Below are 19555 nucleotides of genomic sequence, written 5' to 3' on the forward strand. Positions count from 1 at the left end.
TTTGGAAGCACCTTTTTTCATATAGGCAATGATTCCCGAGAGGGACATTTCAATATGAGGAGAGGTGCTTTTTTGATATGTATGGAAAATTACATGGAGCTTGCCTATATGGGATAGATGGCGTTCTGATCGAAGTTGAGACTGATTTGTCCAATGGCTTGCCTCAGACCGCAATTATCGGATTGCCGGATTCAGCGATTCGAGAGGCAGTAGAGCGTGTGAGAGCAGCAATCAAAAACTGCGGTTTCAAATATCCGTCCCAGCGTGTCACGATTAACTTAGCTCCTGCAGATTTGCGTAAGGAAGGCTCATCTTTTGATCTTGCTATCGCTTTAGGCTTGCTGACAACCAGCGGACAGGTTGTTTTACCAGTAGGGGAACGAACGCTGTTTATTGGCGAGCTGGCACTGGATGGCAGCATTCGTCCTGTAAATGGGGTGTTGTCTATGGTTGATCTGGCCAAGCGAGAAGGATTCGATTCCGTGCTGCTTCCTCAAGAAAACGCAAGCGAGGCTCGTCTAATTGCGGATATACGTATTTACGCTATACACCATCTGGTGGATCTTATCCCGGTTAATGAGCATGTACAAGACACCCCGGACGGCCAAGTGACCAATCAAAATTGTACTGCCAGTAAACAAGTTATAATCCATTCCTATGACCATTTATCCCAAGCAGAGCATATAGCGTTGTGCGAGCAAGAGGAACTAGCCAGTAATATGGAGGATTACAGCGATGTGCTGGGTCAGCTACACGCCAAACGTGCGTTAGTTATTGCTGCAGCAGGAATGCATAATATTTTGCTTATGGGGCCGCCGGGTGCTGGAAAAACGATGCTCATCCGCAGATTGTCCTCTATCCTGCCGCCTTTGACTGAAAAGGAGTCGCTAGAAGTGACCAAGGTATACAGCGCAGCAGGAAAATGGAAGGAGTCATCGCCCCATCTCATGCATGTTCGTCCCTTCCGTTCGCCTCATCATACGATCTCTGCTGCTGGATTGGTAGGCGGAGGAGGCATACCCAAACCAGGAGAAATCAGTCTTGCACACCGAGGGATTTTATTTCTGGATGAACTGCCTGAGTTTAGCCGTCATGTACTAGAAGTACTGCGCCAACCATTGGAAGACCACAATGTCACGATCAGTCGTTCACGTGCTGTTTTTAAGTATCCGGCGCATTTTTTACTTGCTGCCTCTTTAAATCCGTGCCACTGTGGCTTTTTCGGAAATGATACGGAACATCAGCGCTGTACCTGTTCACCTGCAGCAGTAGCCCGCTACCGTTCACGTATTTCCGGTCCACTGCTGGATCGGATCGATCTTCAGCTTGAAGTATCGCAGCCGAAGGATTGGCGGGAGGAAAAAGAATCACTGTCGTCTGCTGATATGAGAAAGCAGGTGTTGGCTGCTCGAGCAATACAAATCCGCAGATACAGCAAGCTTCCTTTTTCATGGAATAGTGAGCTGTCCGGTCAGCTGCTGCGTAAATATGCGGTATTAGAACAAAATGCAGCGGAGTTGCTTGACCAGACGATGGATGCACTTGGTTTAAGCATGCGTGCGTATGATCGAATTCTCAAGCTGTCCCGCACCATTGCAGACTTACATGAGTCAGAGAAAATTACGACTTCACATGTGGCTGAAGCTATTCAATACCGCCAGATGGATAGAGCAAATTCCAATTTTCCCGAAATGTAAAAAGGCGATAAAATTAGCAGATACAGCATGATCATTTTTATGAAAAAGTTTTTCCAAAGGATATGTATACGAGAGAAAACGGAAATAAGGACAAAAAAAAGCTCCAGGCAAAAAGACCTGGAGAAGCAAAAAAGATTATGACAATAGTGATTATACTATGAGTATATCAATTTCGTATATACGATTATGCATCATCTCCCATGTTACTTGATGGAAAAACAACAAGCCCCTCGACCAATACGGTTCAGGGGCTTGTTGTGAAATTCATTCTAACTCTATGTTACAAAACGTTCAGTTTCACTTCAATATTTCCGCGGGTAGCGCGGGAGTATGGACATTGTTCGTGCGCGCCTTCCACCAGTTTTACTGCAGTTTCATGATCGACGCCTTTTACCAGTATGTCGAGGTTTACTCCGATTCCGAAACCACCGTCTTCCACTTTGCCGAAATGGACCGTAGCTGTTACTTCAGTACCTTCATGCTTAACACGTTGCATGCGGGCAACCATATTTAAGGCACTATCAAAGCAAGCGGAATAGCCTGCTGCGAACAATTGCTCTGGATTCGTACCAGCACCGCCTGCGCCGCCCATTTCTTTTGGGGTATCAATATCTAAACGAATTTCAGGGGAAGAAGACTCGATATAACCGTTACGTCCACCAACCGCTTTTACTGTTGTTTCATACATTTTTTGTTGAATGGTCATCATAATCCAATCACTGCCTCTCACTTAACTTATATTTTACACAACTTAATTTATCAAAATAATTATTGTTTGTAAAGTATTTTATGCAATTAGAATGTACTTTGCTATATAATGTGCTAAAATAATGACGAAAGTAGGTGACTAGACAGTATGGAAAATAACTTCAATGAACACGCAGCGTTGAAACTTGATAATCAGTTATGCTTTGCCATATATGCATGCTCCAGAGAGATTACGAAGCTATACCAGCCTTATCTGGAAAAGCTCGGTGTGACGTACTCACAATATTTGGTGCTAATCGTGCTCTGGGAGCGTGAAGAGTGTACAGTGAAGGAATTAGGTGAGGCACTATATTTGGACTCCGGCACACTAACTCCGCTATTGAAGAGATTGCAGAACGCCGGGCTGATCGATCGAAAGCGTTCCACTCAGGATGAGCGTAAGGTGCTGATTTCTTTGACGACAGAGGGAATCGCATTACGGGAAAAAGCTCTGTCTGTACCTGGATGCATCCAGGAAAAAACAAGTATGACCCATGATCAATTTGGGTCGCTTCTGCTCCAATTCAATGATCTGCTCGATCGTGTTCATCAAGCGAATGTACAAATCGAAAAATCATAAGGTATTTTCAGTTGCTCTGCGAATCTTACGGCATGAGTTAATCTCCACTGAAAGAAAAAATACCTAATCATGCTTGAAGAAATAAAGTGCCTCTTAATGCGGATTAGTAATCCCATATTGTAGAGGTGCTTTTTTTGTGTGAATTTGTATTATATATAATATCCAATAATATCCAAACATTCGATTTTGGGAATGATAATGATATCAAAATACTGTAATTCATAAGGTTAAATTATAAGGAAAGCGTTTTAAAAACATGTTACAATGATGTAGGTTTAGTATAGATTTCCTTGTGAACCGCCCTTGTTGCAGTCATGTTGATAGGAGGATTCCAGAATGAATATCCATGAATATCAGGGTAAAGAAGTATTGAAACAGTACGGAGTGGCTGTACCGAACGGTAAGGTTGCCTATACGGTGGAGGAAGCCGTTGCTGCGGCAGAATCGCTTGGGAGCGCTGTTACGGTGGTAAAAGCACAAATTCATGCTGGTGGACGCGGTAAAGCGGGTGGCGTGAAAGTTGCCAAAGGTTTGGATGAGGTGCGGACTTTTGCTGCTGAAATTTTGGGTAAGGTGCTGGTGACGCATCAGACTGGACCTGAAGGTAAAGAGGTCAAACGCCTTTTGGTTGAGGAAGGCTGCGATATTCGTAAAGAATATTACGTCGGTGTTGTCGTAGATCGTGCGACTGGACGTATCGTAATGATGGCCTCAGAAGAAGGTGGTACGGAAATCGAAGAGGTGGCTGCAGCTACTCCGGAGAAGATTTTTAAAGCGGTTGTTGATCCAGCGATTGGGCTTCAGGTGTATCAGGCCCGTAAGTTGGCGTATGACATTAATATTCCTAATGAACTGGTAAACAAAGCGGTCAAGTTTATGTTGGCACTATACGAAGCTTTTGTGGACAAGGACTGTTCGATTGCAGAAATCAATCCCTTAGTCGTTACGGGTGATGGGAATGTACTGGCGTTGGATGCCAAACTGAATTTTGATTCTAATGCATTGTTCCGTCACAAGGATATTTTGGAACTGCGTGATTTGGATGAAGAGGATGAGAAGGAAATTGAGGCATCTAAATACGATCTAAGCTATATCGCTCTGGACGGAAATATTGGTTGTATGGTCAATGGTGCGGGTTTGGCGATGGCAACCATGGATATTATCAAATATTACGGTGGCGATCCGGCCAACTTCCTGGACGTGGGGGGCGGTGCGACGACGGAAAAGGTAACCGAAGCGTTCAAAATCATTTTGTCCGATCCGAAGGTAGAAGGTATTTTCGTGAACATTTTCGGCGGAATTATGCAGTGTGACATCATTGCGAACGGCGTCGTGGAGGCTGCCAAACAGTTGGGGCTGACTCGTCCGCTTGTTGTCCGTCTTGAAGGGACGAATGTTGGGCTCGGTAAACAGATTTTAGCGGAATCCGGTTTGAATATCGTGGCAGCCGATTCTATGGCGGATGGCGCCCAAAAAATCGTCGAACTTGTTCAATAGCCTGTTTGCATTCCGATATGCCGAATAAACGATAGGGGATGTGAAGATCGTGAGTATTTTGGTCGATAAGCATACAAAGGTGATTACACAGGGGATTACGGGAAAAACGGCGTTGTTTCATGCCAAGGGTGCACTTGATTACGGTACACAAATGGTAGGTGGCACCTCTCCAGGTAAGGGGGGCACCGAGGTAGAAATTACACTGGAGAACGGACAACAGGTCAAATTGCCAGTGTTTAACACAGTGAGCGAAGCCAAGGAAGCTACTGGCGCAACAGCGAGCGTGATTTACGTGCCACCGGCTTTTGCAGCAGATTCCATTTTGGAGGCTGTAGATGCGGATTTAGATCTCGTGATTTGTATCACGGAGGGCATTCCGGTGCTTGATATGATTAGGGTCAAACGTTTTATGGAAGGTAAAAAGACCGTTCTGATTGGCCCTAACTGTCCAGGTGTTATTACACCAGGAGAATGTAAAATCGGTATTATGCCAGGTTACATTCATCTACCAGGTCATGTAGGCGTTGTGTCACGTAGTGGCACTTTGACCTATGAAGCAGTGCATCAGTTAACGACCCGGGGTATAGGACAATCTTCCGCTGTTGGTATTGGCGGTGACCCCGTTAAAGGTTCGGAATTCATTGATATTTTGCAACGTTTCAATGAGGACCCCAACACTCACGCTGTCATTATGATTGGAGAAATTGGGGGTACAGCCGAGGAAGAGGCTGCTGAGTGGATCAAGGACAATATGACGAAGCCGGTGGTTGGTTTTATCGGCGGTGTGACTGCGCCTCCGGGCAAACGGATGGGGCATGCTGGTGCCATTATTTCTGGCGGAAAAGGAACGGCTAAAGAGAAAATCGCCACGCTTGAAGCCTGCGGGATCCAGGTGGCACCGACTCCTTCCGAAATGGGCTCGACACTGGTAAGTGTGCTGGAAGCACGTGGTATTTTGAATTTGTGCACGACACATTAAATCGTGTTCCTTCATTAATATACAGGCCATAAAACGCATCGAAATTTGCCGCAGGCTAGTGTATAATGAAAGAAAGGTAAGCAACCTTTTTATCTTCTGAAACAGGGGATGAAAAGGTTGCTTTTTTTGCGTTAAGACAGGCTTATCAGGGAAACGCTTGCAAAATGACTCATTGTGCCACAAAATAAGGGAGGGTTCACTCTTCCGTGAATGGGGGAACCATAGTTTGGAAGAAAGATGGCTTTTGTTAGGCTTACATGAGTTAGAGGGAATCGGAAGAAAAACAATCCAGCGTATTTGGTCGAGTGACTATCAATTGCATGAGCTACTGCATTTTAGCGAACAAAAATGGATTGAGATAGGGTTAAGCCCTGCTCAGGCACGCATTGCGGCCCAGTGTTACGATGAAGAATGGGTGCATGAACGATATCAGCGAGTCCAATCCGGTGATATTGGAACGGTAACTTATGTGGACGAGGATTATCCCCTATTAATGAAGGAAACAGTTGATCCACCCTGGGTAATGTATACAATAGGGGATAAATCACTTTTGCATACATGTTCTGTAGCCATGGTAGGAACTCGCGTTCCCACCGCTTATGGACGTAGAGCAGCGGAGATACTAACAGAGGGATTATGTAATGCAGGGATTACAATAGTTAGCGGATTGGCGAGAGGCATTGACAGTATTTGTCACGAAACAGCCCTGCGCCGGGGAGGAAACACGATTGGTGTACTGGGAACAGCGATCGATCAAATTTATCCTCCCCAAAATGCGTCTTTATTTGCAGAGCTGGCTAGCAAAGGCTTGATCGTATCAGAGTATCCTCCAGGCACAAGGTCGCATCCGGGAATGTTTCCACAACGTAATCGGATTATAGCCGGCCTAACGAAGGGAACGCTTGTCGTCGAAGCAGATGCAAGAAGCGGTTCTTTGATTACAGCTGATGCTGCGCTAGAGGCAAATCGAGATGTGTTTGCTGTTCCCGGACCCATTACGTCACCGAAGAGTAGAGGCACGCTGAGCTTGATTAAGCAAGGAGCCAAAACAGTCACTGAAGCTTCGGATATTATTGAGGAGTATGAAGCGGATTTGCGTACAAGGGAGGTTTCTTCATACAATAGAGAGCAGAGTCCTAATCTGAAGGAGGTCTCCAAATTGCCAGAAAGTGAGACTTCTGAGGAAAACCGTGTCATACTGTTGCTCGAACAGGGAACCATGACTCTGGATGAACTGCTCGATGCTACGGCATGGGATTTTGGACTTTTACACGCAGTTCTGTTATCGTTAATCATAAAAAAAAGGATCGCCCAGCTAGCGGGCACAAAATACAAGCTTATTTAGTAGTTGTTTTTGCAAAGTCCTTAGTAAATGCACAAATTCAATTTTAAACATCAGGTGGAGGGCAGTATGGCATTTATCCGCGCCGCGGATTCCTACTCCTTCCCCACTTCCTGAAATGTGTTGAATTTATAGCTCGTACTAGTGAAGCGTTGGATTTGAACTTGGAAAAGCGACAGCGTTCGCCTTTGTAATGGAATTCTAACTTTATCGAAGGTTTATAAAATCTAAGAATTCCGTTACAAACAGCAATTGTAAGATCAATTCCATCGTGTAACTTCTCTACGAACTATAGCTCACCACATTTCAGGAAGTCTATCATACTCATGTGTGTAATTGAGAGGAGGAAGAGCCTATGGCGGATTCACTCGTCATCGTGGAATCGCCTTCCAAGGCGAAGACGATCGGCAAATACTTAGGCAGCAAATATATCGTCAAGGCTTCCATGGGTCATATCAGGGATTTACCGAAGAGTCAGATCGGCGTAGAGGTCGAAAATGATTTTAATCCCAAATACATTACCATTCGAGGTAAAGGCTCAATTCTAAAAGAATTAAAGGATGCCCGAAAAAAAGTGAAAAAAGTATATCTGGCGGCTGACCCGGATCGCGAAGGTGAGGCTATTGCCTGGCATCTAGCGCATGCGCTGGAACTGGACGATACGGCAGATTGCCGTGTGGTATTTAATGAAATTACAAAGCAGGCTGTCAAAGATGCTTTTAAAACACCCCGTAAAATCAATATGGATTTGGTCAATGCTCAACAGGCACGACGGATACTGGATCGACTTGTAGGCTACAAAATCAGCCCGTTGCTCTGGAAAAAGGTGAAAAAGGGCCTATCCGCTGGGCGTGTGCAGTCGGTTGCGGTGAAAATTATTCTGGACCGGGAAAACGAGATCAGTGAGTTTGTACCAGAAGAATACTGGACGATTACAGCTAAACTAGCTATTAAAGACAGCACCTTTGAAGCGAAATTTCATAAGCTGCGCGGTGAAAAGAAAGAACTCTCCAGCGAAGCGGATGTACAAGAAGTGTTGGAAGCTATCGGAAAATCGTCTTACAAGGTGCGCGATGTGAAAGAGAAAGAGCGTTTACGCAATCCTTCTCCTCCATTCACAACAAGTTCCTTGCAGCAGGAGGCGGCTCGGAAGCTCAACTTCCGTGCTTCTAAAACGATGTCTGTAGCTCAGCAGCTATATGAGGGTGTGGATTTAGGTAAAGAAGGGACCGTGGGTCTAATTACGTATATGCGTACGGATTCCACACGGATCGCCGCTTCAGCTCAAGAGGAAGCGAAAGAATTAATTATTCAAAAATATGGCGAAGCTTTTGTACCTGAAACTCCTCGTCAATATTCAAAAAAAGCGGCCAACGCCCAAGATGCGCATGAAGCGATTCGCCCAACCTCTGCGTTACGCGAACCGGAAACAGTTAAACCGTTTATGAGTCGGGATCAGTTCCGTTTGTACAAATTGGTATGGGAACGTTTCATGGCCAGCCAGATGGCTTCTGCTATTATGGATACTTTGTCCGTAGATATTGAAGCGGGTGAGACGATATTCCGGGCAGCAGGTTCGAAGGTTCGTTTTCCAGGTTTCATGAAAGTGTATGTAGAGGGAAATGACGACGGTAAAACCGAAGAAGATAAACTGCTGCCACCACTTCAACCAGGCGATAAATTAAAAAAAGAAGCAGTTGAGCCGAAGCAGCATTTTACACAACCGCCTCCCCGTTATACGGAAGCGCGACTTGTTAAGACGCTGGAAGAACTGGGTATAGGACGTCCAAGTACGTATGCGCCGACGCTGGAAACCATTCAGAAACGTGGGTACGTTGCTATTGAAGAGAAGAAGTTTTTCCCTACAGAGCTGGGCGAATTGGTCATCGAACAGATGGAGGAGTTCTTTCCAGAGATTTTGAATGTGGAATTTACAGCTCATATGGAAGGTGATCTTGACCACGTCGAAGAAGGCGAAGGTAATTGGGTCAAAGTGTTGAGTGACTTTTACGAGTCATTCGAGAAGCGACTTGAAGTGGCTGAAGAAGAAATGAAAGAAATTGAAATAAAAGATGAAGTATCCGATGTTATTTGTGATAAGTGTGGCAGCCAAATGGTCTATAAGCTTGGCCGATTTGGTAAATTCCTGGCCTGTTCTGCTTTTCCAGATTGCCGTAACACAAAGCCAATTGTTAAGGATATCGGGATTGATTGTCCTACATGCGGTGAGGGACATGTTGTCGAACGACGAAGTAAAAAGGGACGTATCTTTTACGGATGTGACCGCTACCCGGAATGTGATTTTGTATCCTGGGATAAACCGTCCATTAAGCCTTGCCCAAGTTGCAGTAGCCTAATGGTTGAAAAACGTACGAAACAAGGAACGAAGCTCAACTGTACTGTCTGCGATCACAGCGAAATGCTGGAAGAGAGCGATGAGAGTGTAGAGACTTCTTAAGAACAACATTAGCAGGGGGATTTAAACGTGAGTGAACTACAAAAGGTAACGGTCATCGGAGCAGGCTTGGCGGGCAGCGAAGCTGCCTGGCAAATTGCAAGCCGTGGAGTGCCAGTCAAGTTATATGAAATGAGGCCGGTTGTAAAAACACCAGCACATCATACAGATAAATTTGCCGAACTGGTATGCAGTAATTCCTTGAGGGCAAACGGCCTAACGAATGCAGTAGGCGTACTGAAGGAAGAGATGAGAATACTGAACTCCTTGATTCTGAGCGCAGCAGATCGTCATGCTGTTCCGGCTGGCGGTGCATTGGCAGTAGATCGTGACGGATTTTCCGGTCATATTACTGATACGCTTCATCAACATCCTTTGATCGAGGTTGTTAATGAAGAGCTTCAGGAAATCCCACAGGACGGTATTGTGGTTATTGCGACGGGGCCTTTAACTTCTCCAGCTTTGTCGGAACAGATTAAATCACTGATGGGAGAGGAGTATTTTTATTTTTACGATGCGGCGGCCCCGATTGTGGAAAAGGACTCTATCGACATGAGCAAGGTTTATCTGGCTTCCCGTTATGATAAGGGAGAAGCAGCGTACTTGAATTGTCCGATGAACGAAGCGGAATTTGATGCTTTTTATGAGGCTCTGATTACGGCTGAGGTAGCGCAAGTCAAGGAATTCGAAAAAGAAATTTATTTTGAAGGCTGTATGCCCATCGAAGTGATGATGCAACGTGGGAAACAAACGGCATTGTTCGGACCTATGAAACCTGTGGGTCTCGTAAATCCGCATACAGGTGAACTGCCTCACGCAGTTGTTCAGCTTCGGCAGGACAACGCTGCAGGAACGCTGTATAATCTGGTTGGTTTCCAGACTCACCTCAAATGGGGGGAGCAAAAGCGTGTATTTTCAATGATTCCGGGTCTTGAAGAGGCAGAGTTTGTACGTTATGGTGTGATGCATCGCAATACCTTTATTAATTCACCGCAGCAACTTCATCCAACCTATCAGTTCAAGGGAAGAAGTAATCTATTCTTCGCCGGACAAATGACCGGTGTAGAGGGATATGTGGAGTCGGCAGCTTCTGGTCTGCTGGCCGGGATGAATGCGGCACGAGCAGCACGTGGACAGGAAATGTTTGTATTTCCTGCAGAAACGACATTAGGCAGCATGGCGCGGTATATTACGACCGCTGATTTTAAACATTTTCAACCGATGAATGCAAACTTTGGTTTGCTTCCAAAGTTGGAAAAACGGATTCGTAACAAAAAGGAAAAGAATGAAGCTCTCGCTAGTCGCGCGTTGGAAAGTTTGCGCGGTTATATCAATGAAACGGGAGTTATATCAGCTGAAGTACAGGCATAGGGATGAAGGAAAAGGAGGAGCGCGTTATGGATATGTCCTTTCATGCTACCACCATCTGCGCTGTACGCCACAATGGCAAAGGAGCTATTGCGGGTGATGGACAGGTAACGTTCGGTAACAGTGTTGTAATGAAGCAGACGGCAAAAAAAGTACGCAGATTGTATCGTGGTCAGGTCGTTGCAGGATTTGCGGGTTCGGTGGCCGATGCTATCACGTTATTTGAAAAGTTTGAAAATAAGCTAGAGGAACACCACGGAAATCTTCAAAGAGCAGCCGTGGAACTGGCCAAGGACTGGCGTCAGGATCGTATCCTGCGTAAACTGGAAGCGCTTATGATTGTGATGGACTCTTCCGGGATGCTGCTCATTTCTGGAGGCGGCGAAATTATCGAGCCGGATGATGATGTGCTTGCCATTGGCTCAGGTGGCAATTTTGCATTGGCTGCTGCCCGCGCTTTCAAACGCCATGGCTCTGGCATGGAAGCAAAGGACATGGCACGGGAAGCGCTAGAGGTTGCTTCGGAAATATGTGTGTATACGAACAATCAGATTATCGTGGAAGAACTGTAAATCGGCTCTGAGTATTCAAGGGTGGAGGAGTGCAAAATGAATAATCAATCGTTGACGCCCAGACAAGTGGTATCCGAGCTGGATAAGTATATTGTCGGACAAAAGGAAGCAAAAAAATCTGTTGCTGTTGCCTTGCGCAACCGCTATCGGCGTAGCAAGCTGCCGGATGACATACGGGATGAAATTGTGCCTAAAAATATTTTGATGATCGGACCGACTGGTGTGGGTAAAACTGAAATTGCACGTAGACTTGCACGGCTCGTGGGGGCTCCTTTTGTCAAGGTAGAGGCGACCAAATTTACAGAAGTAGGTTACGTCGGTCGTGATGTGGAATCCATGGTGCGTGATCTGATGGAAACCTCCATTCGCATCGTCAAGTCGGAACGAACAGAGAATGTGAAGGACAAAGCGGAGGACATGGCAAATGAACGGATTGTCAGCATCCTTGTACCTGCAGAAAAGTCAAACAAATCGCAACGTAATCCCTTTGAAATGCTGTTTGGCAATAACACGGGAACTTCGGTAGAAGAAGAACCACCACAACAGGATGGATCTTTGGCAGAAAAGCGCCGTAAGGTTAAATTCGATCTGTTGTCCGGTAAGCTTGAGGATGATGTCATAGAGATTGATGTGGAGGATACTGCACCCAATATGCTCGATATGTTTGCTGGGCAAGGGAATGAACAAATGGGTATGAATATGCAGGAGATGTTCGGAAGTTTTCTGCCCAAGCGGACGAAGAAGCGCAAGCTGCCAGTCAAGGAAGCTCGCAAGGTGTTGATTCAAGATGAAGCCGCCAAATTGATCGATATGGACGATGTGATTCAGGAGTCTGTGAAGCGTGCTGAGCAATCGGGTATTATTTTTATCGATGAAATAGATAAGATTGCCAGCCAGGGTAAGGGGAGTGGCCCCGATGTGTCGAGAGAAGGCGTCCAGCGCGATATTTTACCTATTGTCGAGGGATCTACCATCATGACCAAATACGGTCCGGTAAGAACAGATTACATTCTGTTTATTGCTGCAGGAGCTTTTCATGTTGCAAAACCATCTGACCTGATCCCTGAGCTTCAGGGCCGTTTTCCAATCCGTGTGGAATTAAGTAGCCTGACTTTGGATGAGTTTGTGTCGATACTGACGGAGCCTAAAAATGCGCTGACCAAGCAATACACTGATCTACTCCGTACCGAGGAGATTGAAGTCGAATTTTCTGCGGAAGCGATTCGTGAGATTGCCAGTATTGCTGAGTCTGTAAATCGCAACACCGAAAATATTGGCGCACGTCGTTTGCATACCATTCTAGAAAAGCTGCTGGAGGATCTGTCGTTTGAAGCACCAGAGCTTACATTGGATCGTATGATCATTACCCCGGAATATGTACGTGAGAAGCTGGGAGATATTGCCCAAAACAGGGACCTTAGTCAGTATATTTTATGAATAGGGTTTTCTAAAAATAGGGTGTGTGGTCCAGAATAACACTATCTTGCACCGTCATTTAGACCTAGATAATGGTCAAGTTGATGATTTTTCTGTCTATTCCAAAAGTAGGACGTATAATCTTTTACAGGTGTAAAGTGCTAAGAAAACATTCATTTTCTTGAAAAAAACCTGAAAAATTTAACAATTTATGCATCTAAAGCCCTCTTTTTTTAAAAAGATAGGGCTTTTTTCTTATTGTAATTAGGTCCCAACTCTACGAAACTTAGAATATATGACAGAAAGTTATTATTTTCTACTTAAGACCTAAAAGAAATGTATAATTATGAAATTTTATTGTCGAAAAAAAGTGAAAAATCTTGTTTTATTGAATCTTACTTTGGAGTAGACGCTGGGAGGGAGGAGCTAAATGAATCTGCTGGGTGATATGAGCTTTCAAAAGCTTCAGGCAGGTGTACAGGCGGCAAATACGAGACAACGTGTGATGGCTGACAATATTTCCAATGCGGATACCCCGTATTTTAAGCGTTCGGAGGTTTCATTTGAAGAACTGCTTCAGCAGCAAATGGACGGGGATGTCACACCACTACGTGGAAAAGTAACCAATTCAAGACATTTTCAAATAGGACCTGTGAACTCCATTCCAGATGCCACGGTCACCAAAGATGGGTACTCAGTCATGAATAACAATATGAACAACGTAGATATCGACAGAGAAATGAGTCTTATGGCTGAAAATCAACTAAGATATAATACCTACATCCAAGAAATTAATGAGCGCATCAAGATGATGAGAACAGCGGTAGAAGGGAGATAGGAATAGGTGAAGATTAACAACGGCTTTGATATTAGTGCGTCTGCTCTTACGGCCCAACGGTTGCGGATGGACGTTATATCTAGCAACATTGCCAACGCAGAGACAACTCGGGCGAAAGTAGAGAATGGACAAGCAGTTCCATATCGGAGAAAAACGGTTGTTTTGGAGCCGAACCAATCTGGCTTTGCCGATGTTTTGAAGGCTCAAATGGAAGGAAGTAGAACTAGCGCTGCTGGCGTTAAGGTTTCGCAAATTCAGGAAGATCAGTCACCTTTGAAGCCTGTGTACAATCCGGGTCACCCGGATGCTGATAAAGATGGCTATGTATATATGCCTAATGTAGACATTATGAAAGAAATGGTCGACATGATTTCCGCAACACGCTCATACGAAGCCAATGTAACAGCTCTGAATGCATCAAAGGCTATGGTTTCCAAAGCGCTTGAAATCGGTCGCTAAGCTCTAGGACTACTAATTACTTAATAGGGAGAGTAAAACATGATTCAGAACGCCATGTTTAATGTACAGACACCGGTAATACAGCAGATTCAATCGCCTAACAATGAGTTGGCGAAAGCGACGCCTTCCGAATCCTTGAAGGACTTTGGTTCCTTCCTAAAGGATGCTCTCAATGAAGTAGGGCAGCAGGAAGCCGCTACGCACCAGATGTCCGACCAATTCATGGCAGGCAAAGTTGATGTAGATCAGGTCATGATCACTTCCCAACAAGCGCTGCTTTCCCTGCAGCTTACTACACAGGTCCGAAACAAAGCGATCGAAGCCTATCAGGAGATCATGCGTACACAGATGTAAAGAGGGTTTAGCAAAGTTTCGGATGGGGTGACGGAGTGAACGAGAGAATCGCCCAATATCGGGATAAGATTTCCGGGTATTGGAATAATTTTAGCAAAAAACAGAAGATATTACTTGTTTCGACATTAGCATTCATCATTATCGCTGTTGTAGTGCTAACGATGCAGTTTACCAAAACCGAGTATGAAGTGGCTTTCCGAGATTTAAATGCTAACGATGCTGCCGGAGTCATTAAATATCTCGATTCTGCGGGTATACCGTATCAACTTAATGCTGGTGGGACACAAATCTCAGTCCCAACCGCTAATGCGGATAAGGCGAAGGTAGATGTTGGGTCTCAAGGCCTGATTCAGAAGGGTTCAATCGGCATGAGCGCTTTTGACCAGTCCTCCTCTGCCATTGGCATGACGGAGAACGAGTTCAATGTGAAGTACAATAATGCATTGAACGGCGAAATACAGCAACTGTTGGAACGGATGGATGGTGTCCAAAGCTCCAAAGCTGTCATTAATATGCCAAAGGAAAACATTTTTGCCGGACTTGAGGAAAAGGACAAAGCCTCCGCTTCGATTCAAATGGAATTCGAGCCTGGCTTTACTCCAAATCAGCAGGCGATCGATGGATACTTTAATCTGGTAAAAACGGCAGTACCGAATCTTCCAGTGGAAAACATTACGATCACTAATAAGGAATATGAGTTGATTCCAACGGCCAAGGGCGGCCAAGGTGGGCTCACTAGTGGTGTTCAAGAAAACATGGCTCTACAGAAGAAGTTTGAGAGCGATGTAAGGAATAATGTTCAACAATTTTTGTCGAAAATTGTTGGAGACGACAAGGTAAATGTACTTGTGATGTCCCAGCTAAATTTCGACAAAGTAACATCAAAGGAACAAATGGTCACACCTGTTGACCAAACGAAAATGAAGGGTATTGAAATTAGCGCCCAACAAATTCAGGAAAGCTATACAGGTAGTAGTGGACAAACCGGAGGAGTTGCAGGAACAGGAACACAGGATGTTCCGGGCTACCCCGGAGGAGCTAATTCCGGCAATACCAGCTCAGATAAGAGCTCAAGTACGATTAACTACGAAGTTAACCGAATTGCAAGGGATATTATCCAAAGTCCGTATACTGTAAAAGATTTAACCATTAATGTAGCAGTTGAACCACCAACAGGTCAGCAAACGTTGGATACTGCAACTCAGACAGCAATTCAAAATATTTTGGTTAATATCGTAAGAGCGTCGTTGGCGAATTCTGGTACTACAATTACAGACGCTGATTTGGCTAAGAAGGTTTCGGTGTTCTCACAAGCAGTTCCGGCGCCTGCGAGCACAAATACATTCTTCTCAGCTTCCAACCCTTGGCTATGGGGCATCGGAGCTGCTGTTCTGGCACTGCTGGCGGGTGTAATCTTCCTCATCGTACGCGGTCGTCGTAAGCAGGAAGAAGAGTTGGATGAAGAATTGCAACTTATGCCAACGCCGACGGAGTTCCCGTCTATTACCATGGAAAGTGTGACAAATGAAAGTCAAGTGCGTAAACAGCTTGAAAGTCTGGCGAAAAAGAAACCCGACGAATTCGTCAATCTGCTTCGTACATGGCTGGCTGACGAATAGAGGTGAGTTCATTGGCAAAGGCAAGCAGTCAAGGTTTAACGGGAAGACAGAAAGCAGCTATACTTCTGATCACAATGGGACCAGAGGTATCTGCTCAAATATTCAAGCATTTGCGTGATGAGGAGATCGAGCAACTTACATTGGAAATTGCCAATGTGCGGAAGGTCGATGCCATTGAGAAGGACTCCATCATGGCCGAGTTTCATCAAATTTGTTTGGCTCAGGAGTACATTTCTCAAGGCGGTATTAATTACGCTAAAGAAATATTGGAGAAAGCACTCGGATCGCAAAAAGCAGTTGAGGTCATTAACCGTCTAACAGCGACGTTACAGGTAAGACCCTTCGATTTTGCCCGCAAGGCTGATCCAAACCAGATATTGAATTTTATACAGAATGAGAATCCGCAAACAATTGCCCTCGTGCTTTCGTACTTGCAATTTGAGCAGGCGGCTGCAATTCTGTCGTCTCTGCCACAGGAAAAGCAGGCAGATGTGGCCCGGCGGGTCGCTGTCATGGACAGTACATCTCCGGAAGTTATTTCCCAGGTGGAACGAGTGTTGGAGCAAAAGCTGTCTGCAACCGCGACGCAGGATTATACGAATGCCGGTGGTATCGAGTCCATTGTTCAGATTTTGAATGGCGTAGACCGCGGAACCGAGCGTACGATTCTCGACTCGCTTGAAATTCAAGATCCAGAACTGGCTGAGGAAATTAAGAAAAGAATGTTCGTGTTCGAGGATATCGTCAATGTGGACAACCGTTCCATTCAGCGCATTGTCCGCGATATCGACAATGCAGATTTGCAATTGGCGCTTAAAGTATCCAGTGAAGAAGTACGTGATGTGATTTTCCGAAATATGTCGAAACGTATGGCAGAAACCTTCAAAGAGGAAATGGAGTACATGGGACCGGTGCGGTTGCGTGATGTGGAAGAAGCACAGACACGTATCGTATCGACGATCCGCAGATTGGAAGAGGCCGGTGAGATTATAATCGCACGCGGCGGAGGAGATGACATCATTGTCTAACTTGATCAAGTCTTTCCAATATGTTCCTGTAGAGGCTTTGAAAACAATTGATGTGGCACATACGTATGCGCCAGAAACGACGGACGAAGAAATCACAACTGAATATACGGAGCCGGAGCCTCAGCGAGATCATGAGGCTGAACGGCTACGGGATGAAATGCTGAAAGATGCTAAGGATTTTGCCGAACGTCAGGTTCGCGAGGCAGCTGAAGAAGCGGAACGGATGCTTCAGGAGGCGCAGCAGCAGATTGAAGCCTGGTGGCAGGAGCGACGCGAGCATGACGATCAGCTGACTCAGTCGTTAAAGGCTGATGGGTTTCAGCAAGGATATGAAGAAGGTCAGAAGCTGGCTGAGGCCGAGCTTCAGACGAAATCAGAGCAGATGATGGAAGAAGCACAGGATATTCTACGTCAGGCCTATGAGATAAAGGAACAACTAATTCAGGAAGCTGAGCCTTTTCTGGTTGAACTGAGTAGTGCTATTGCTGAGAAGGTCATTGAGAAACAGCTTAGCCTTGAGCCGGACTACACAATTGAATTAATTCGTAAAAATTTGGCTCGTAAGCGGGAAAAAGGAACCATTACATTGTGTGTGTCGCCTCAGCATTTCGCATTTGTGCAAGGTGCACGAGAAGAATTGTCATTAACTGTCGATTCGCAGGCAGAACTGCAAATTATTCCTGATGGTACCGTGAAAGATCGCGGTTGTGTTATCCGTTCTTCTTTTGGGAGCGTGGATGCGCGGATTGATACGCAATTAGCTGAGATCAAAAAGGAACTACTGCGTCTGGCACATGAGAATGAGGAGCGAAGACATGAAGGGGCTTAATACGCAGCGCTACATGGATCATTTGCGCCAGCTGGACCCGGTTCGGGTAAATGGCAAGGTTACGCAGGTTATCGGCCTGATGGTTGAATCGGAAGGTCCGGATGCCAGTATCGGGGATGTTTGTTACATTTATCCGGGTAAAACGGCAAAGCCGTTGCAAGCGGAGGTTGTAGGCTTCAGGGACAATAAAGTGCTTCTAATGCCACTTGGAGAACTGCAATCCATTGGTCCCGGTTGTGATGTAGTAGGAACAGGGAAGCCGTTGAATGTGCAGGTCGGGTCGGAACTGTTAGGCAAGGTGCTGGACGGCTTGGGTCAGCCTCTGGATGGCTCATTGATTCCCTCGCGAATGGCGAGATATTCAACCTTCAATATTCCGTCCAATCCGCTGAATCGTCCGCGTGTGCAGGAACCAATCAGTATCGGGGTGCGCGCTATTGACGGGTTGCTTACTATCGGTAAAGGACAACGGGTTGGTATTTTTGCAGGTTCGGGTGTAGGTAAAAGTACCTTGATGGGAATGATTGCCCGTAATACGGAAGCTGATGTGAATGTAATCGCCTTGATCGGGGAACGTGGACGCGAGGTGCTGGACTTTATTGAACGGGATTTAGGTCCGGAGGGACTAGAACGTTCCGTGGTCATTGTGGCAACTTCCGACCAACCTGCGTTAATCCGTATTAAGGGTGCACTTATTGCAACGACGATCGCGGAATATTTTCGGGACCGCGGGTTGAATGTCATGCTGATGATGGATTCAGTTACCCGGTATGCGATGGCCCAACGTGAAGTCGGCCTAGCCGTAGGGGAGCCACCGGCAATGAGAGGGTACACACCTTCCGTGTTTGCTAGTCTACCTAAGCTTCTAGAACGTGCAGGGACAGGCCCTACTGGCTCCATAACCGCTTTCTATACGGTACTGGTCGATGGTGATGATATGAACGAGCCCATCGCGGATGCGGTGCGCGGGATTTTGGATGGACACATTGTCTTGAATCGTGGAATTGCGAACAAAGGACATTTTCCGGCAATCGATGTGTTAGCGAGTATTAGCCGGGTTATGAAGGATATCGCACCACGAGATCAGATAGACGCTGCCGAGAACATTAAGCGCTTGATGGCCATTTACAAAGATTCGGAGGACCTGATTAATATTGGGGCCTATCAGCAGGGTTCAAATGCAGAAATTGACGAATCCATGGAGCGTATACGGGATATATGGGATTTTACAAGACAAAGAACAGATGAAAAGGCTGAGCTGGACGAGGTAAGAGAGCGTTTGATTTCTGAATTTACGAGGAGATGAAGGTTGAACGATGAGATTTCAGTATTCCTTTCAGAAAGTTGTAGACTTGAAAACCAACGAAAAGTCACAGGCCGAATGGTTGCTTTCCAGTGCTGTTGGACAATTGCAGGCTGAGGAGCAGACATTAACACAGCTTGTAGGCGAAAGGAATCGAGTCATATCAGCCATTCAAAAGGCTGCCGAGGATTGCGCACCACTCTCTACCATTCAGGAATTACAGGCTTATGTTAATCATCTGGACCAATGTATTACACGCAAGCATAGGGATGTTCAATATGCGCAGCAAAATGTGCAAAGCAAACAAACCGTTTTGACCGATAAAATGCTGGATGAACAGGTTTGGCTGAAAGCGAGAGAGAAGGCCAACGTGAAATTCCAACAGGAAGTGCTCCTGCGCGAGCAGAACGAGCTGGATGAAATGGCTTCCGTGCGATTTGCCATGAAAGCCCGGTAAGCGGAAAGTCATAGG

18 protein-coding genes are annotated in these 19555 nt (G+C 45.7%); 17 read left to right on the forward strand and 1 reads right to left on the reverse strand.

Annotated elements, in window-relative coordinates; translation table 11 throughout:
• Window positions 1-77 precede the first annotated feature (77 nt).
• Window positions 78-1697, forward strand: a complete 1620-nt coding sequence (locus JOD82_RS06725) for a YifB family Mg chelatase-like AAA ATPase (protein ID WP_209948031.1) — start codon at window positions 78-80, stop codon at window positions 1695-1697.
• Window positions 1698-1977: 280 nt separating this feature from the next.
• On the opposite strand, the gene JOD82_RS06730 is transcribed toward JOD82_RS06725, so the two are convergent.
• Window positions 1978-2406, reverse strand: coding sequence for an organic hydroperoxide resistance protein (locus JOD82_RS06730; protein ID WP_209948033.1), 429 nt, complete (start codon window positions 2404-2406; stop codon window positions 1978-1980).
• 147 nt (window positions 2407-2553) lie between these two features.
• Here JOD82_RS06730 and JOD82_RS06735 point away from each other — a divergent pair, with 147 nt between their 5' ends.
• From JOD82_RS06735 to fliJ, 16 genes are all read left to right on the forward strand, one after another.
• A complete protein-coding gene (locus tag JOD82_RS06735) occupies window positions 2554-3024 on the forward strand; it encodes a MarR family winged helix-turn-helix transcriptional regulator (protein ID WP_209948035.1) in 471 nt (156 codons plus the stop codon).
• Window positions 3025-3360: 336 nt separating this feature from the next.
• A complete protein-coding gene (gene sucC, locus JOD82_RS06740) occupies window positions 3361-4521 on the forward strand; it encodes an ADP-forming succinate--CoA ligase subunit beta (RefSeq protein WP_029516982.1) in 1161 nt (386 codons plus the stop codon).
• 49 nt (window positions 4522-4570) lie between these two features.
• A complete protein-coding gene (gene sucD / locus JOD82_RS06745) occupies window positions 4571-5500 on the forward strand; it encodes a succinate--CoA ligase subunit alpha (RefSeq protein WP_029516983.1) in 930 nt (309 codons plus the stop codon).
• Window positions 5501-5726: 226 nt separating this feature from the next.
• Window positions 5727-6845 carry a DNA-processing protein DprA gene (gene dprA, locus JOD82_RS06750; protein WP_029516984.1) on the forward strand — a complete coding sequence of 373 codons (1119 nt, stop codon included), beginning with the start codon at window positions 5727-5729 and terminating at the stop codon, window positions 6843-6845.
• Between the two features lie 352 nt (window positions 6846-7197).
• Window positions 7198-9300 carry a type I DNA topoisomerase gene (gene topA / locus JOD82_RS06755; protein WP_029516985.1) on the forward strand — a complete coding sequence of 701 codons (2103 nt, stop codon included), beginning with the start codon at window positions 7198-7200 and terminating at the stop codon, window positions 9298-9300.
• Window positions 9301-9327: 27 nt separating this feature from the next.
• Window positions 9328-10668 (forward strand): FADH(2)-oxidizing methylenetetrahydrofolate--tRNA-(uracil(54)-C(5))-methyltransferase TrmFO, encoded by a 1341-nt coding sequence (gene trmFO / locus JOD82_RS06760; protein WP_039274718.1) that lies wholly within the window; start codon window positions 9328-9330, stop codon window positions 10666-10668.
• 26 nt (window positions 10669-10694) lie between these two features.
• Entirely contained in the window at window positions 10695-11237 is a 543-nt protein-coding gene (gene hslV, locus JOD82_RS06765; protein ID WP_013309881.1) for an ATP-dependent protease subunit HslV, read from the forward strand.
• 36 nt (window positions 11238-11273) lie between these two features.
• Window positions 11274-12674 (forward strand): ATP-dependent protease ATPase subunit HslU, encoded by a 1401-nt coding sequence (gene hslU / locus JOD82_RS06770; RefSeq protein ID WP_029516987.1) that lies wholly within the window; start codon window positions 11274-11276, stop codon window positions 12672-12674.
• A 409-nt stretch (window positions 12675-13083) separates the two neighbouring features.
• Window positions 13084-13491 carry a flagellar basal body rod protein FlgB gene (gene flgB / locus JOD82_RS06775; RefSeq protein ID WP_013309883.1) on the forward strand — a complete coding sequence of 136 codons (408 nt, stop codon included), beginning with the start codon at window positions 13084-13086 and terminating at the stop codon, window positions 13489-13491.
• A 6-nt stretch (window positions 13492-13497) separates the two neighbouring features.
• Window positions 13498-13950, forward strand: a complete 453-nt coding sequence (flgC, locus tag JOD82_RS06780) for a flagellar basal body rod protein FlgC (protein WP_029516988.1) — start codon at window positions 13498-13500, stop codon at window positions 13948-13950.
• A gap of 39 nt (window positions 13951-13989) precedes the next feature.
• Window positions 13990-14304 carry a flagellar hook-basal body complex protein FliE gene (fliE, locus tag JOD82_RS06785; protein WP_029516989.1) on the forward strand — a complete coding sequence of 105 codons (315 nt, stop codon included), beginning with the start codon at window positions 13990-13992 and terminating at the stop codon, window positions 14302-14304.
• Window positions 14305-14339: 35 nt separating this feature from the next.
• Window positions 14340-15923 carry a flagellar basal-body MS-ring/collar protein FliF gene (fliF, locus tag JOD82_RS06790; RefSeq protein ID WP_013309886.1) on the forward strand — a complete coding sequence of 528 codons (1584 nt, stop codon included), beginning with the start codon at window positions 14340-14342 and terminating at the stop codon, window positions 15921-15923.
• 11 nt (window positions 15924-15934) lie between these two features.
• Window positions 15935-16951 carry a flagellar motor switch protein FliG gene (fliG, locus tag JOD82_RS06795; protein ID WP_013309887.1) on the forward strand — a complete coding sequence of 339 codons (1017 nt, stop codon included), beginning with the start codon at window positions 15935-15937 and terminating at the stop codon, window positions 16949-16951.
• On the forward strand, window positions 16944-17780 hold the full coding sequence (locus tag JOD82_RS06800) for a FliH/SctL family protein (protein ID WP_029516990.1): 837 nt from the start codon (window positions 16944-16946) through the stop codon (window positions 17778-17780). Before fliG ends, JOD82_RS06800 begins: the two co-directional genes overlap by 8 nt.
• Window positions 17767-19086 carry a flagellar protein export ATPase FliI gene (gene fliI, locus JOD82_RS06805; RefSeq protein WP_029516991.1) on the forward strand — a complete coding sequence of 440 codons (1320 nt, stop codon included), beginning with the start codon at window positions 17767-17769 and terminating at the stop codon, window positions 19084-19086. Before JOD82_RS06800 ends, fliI begins: the two co-directional genes overlap by 14 nt.
• 10 nt (window positions 19087-19096) lie before the next feature.
• Window positions 19097-19540: a flagellar export protein FliJ gene (gene fliJ, locus JOD82_RS06810; RefSeq protein ID WP_029516992.1), complete on the forward strand. Its 444-nt coding sequence runs from the start codon at window positions 19097-19099 to the stop codon at window positions 19538-19540.
• Window positions 19541-19555: the final 15 nt, after the last annotated feature.

The organism is Paenibacillus sp. 1182, from assembly GCF_017833915.1.
In the GTDB taxonomy this organism is placed as follows: domain Bacteria; phylum Bacillota; class Bacilli; order Paenibacillales; family Paenibacillaceae; genus Paenibacillus; species Paenibacillus polymyxa_D.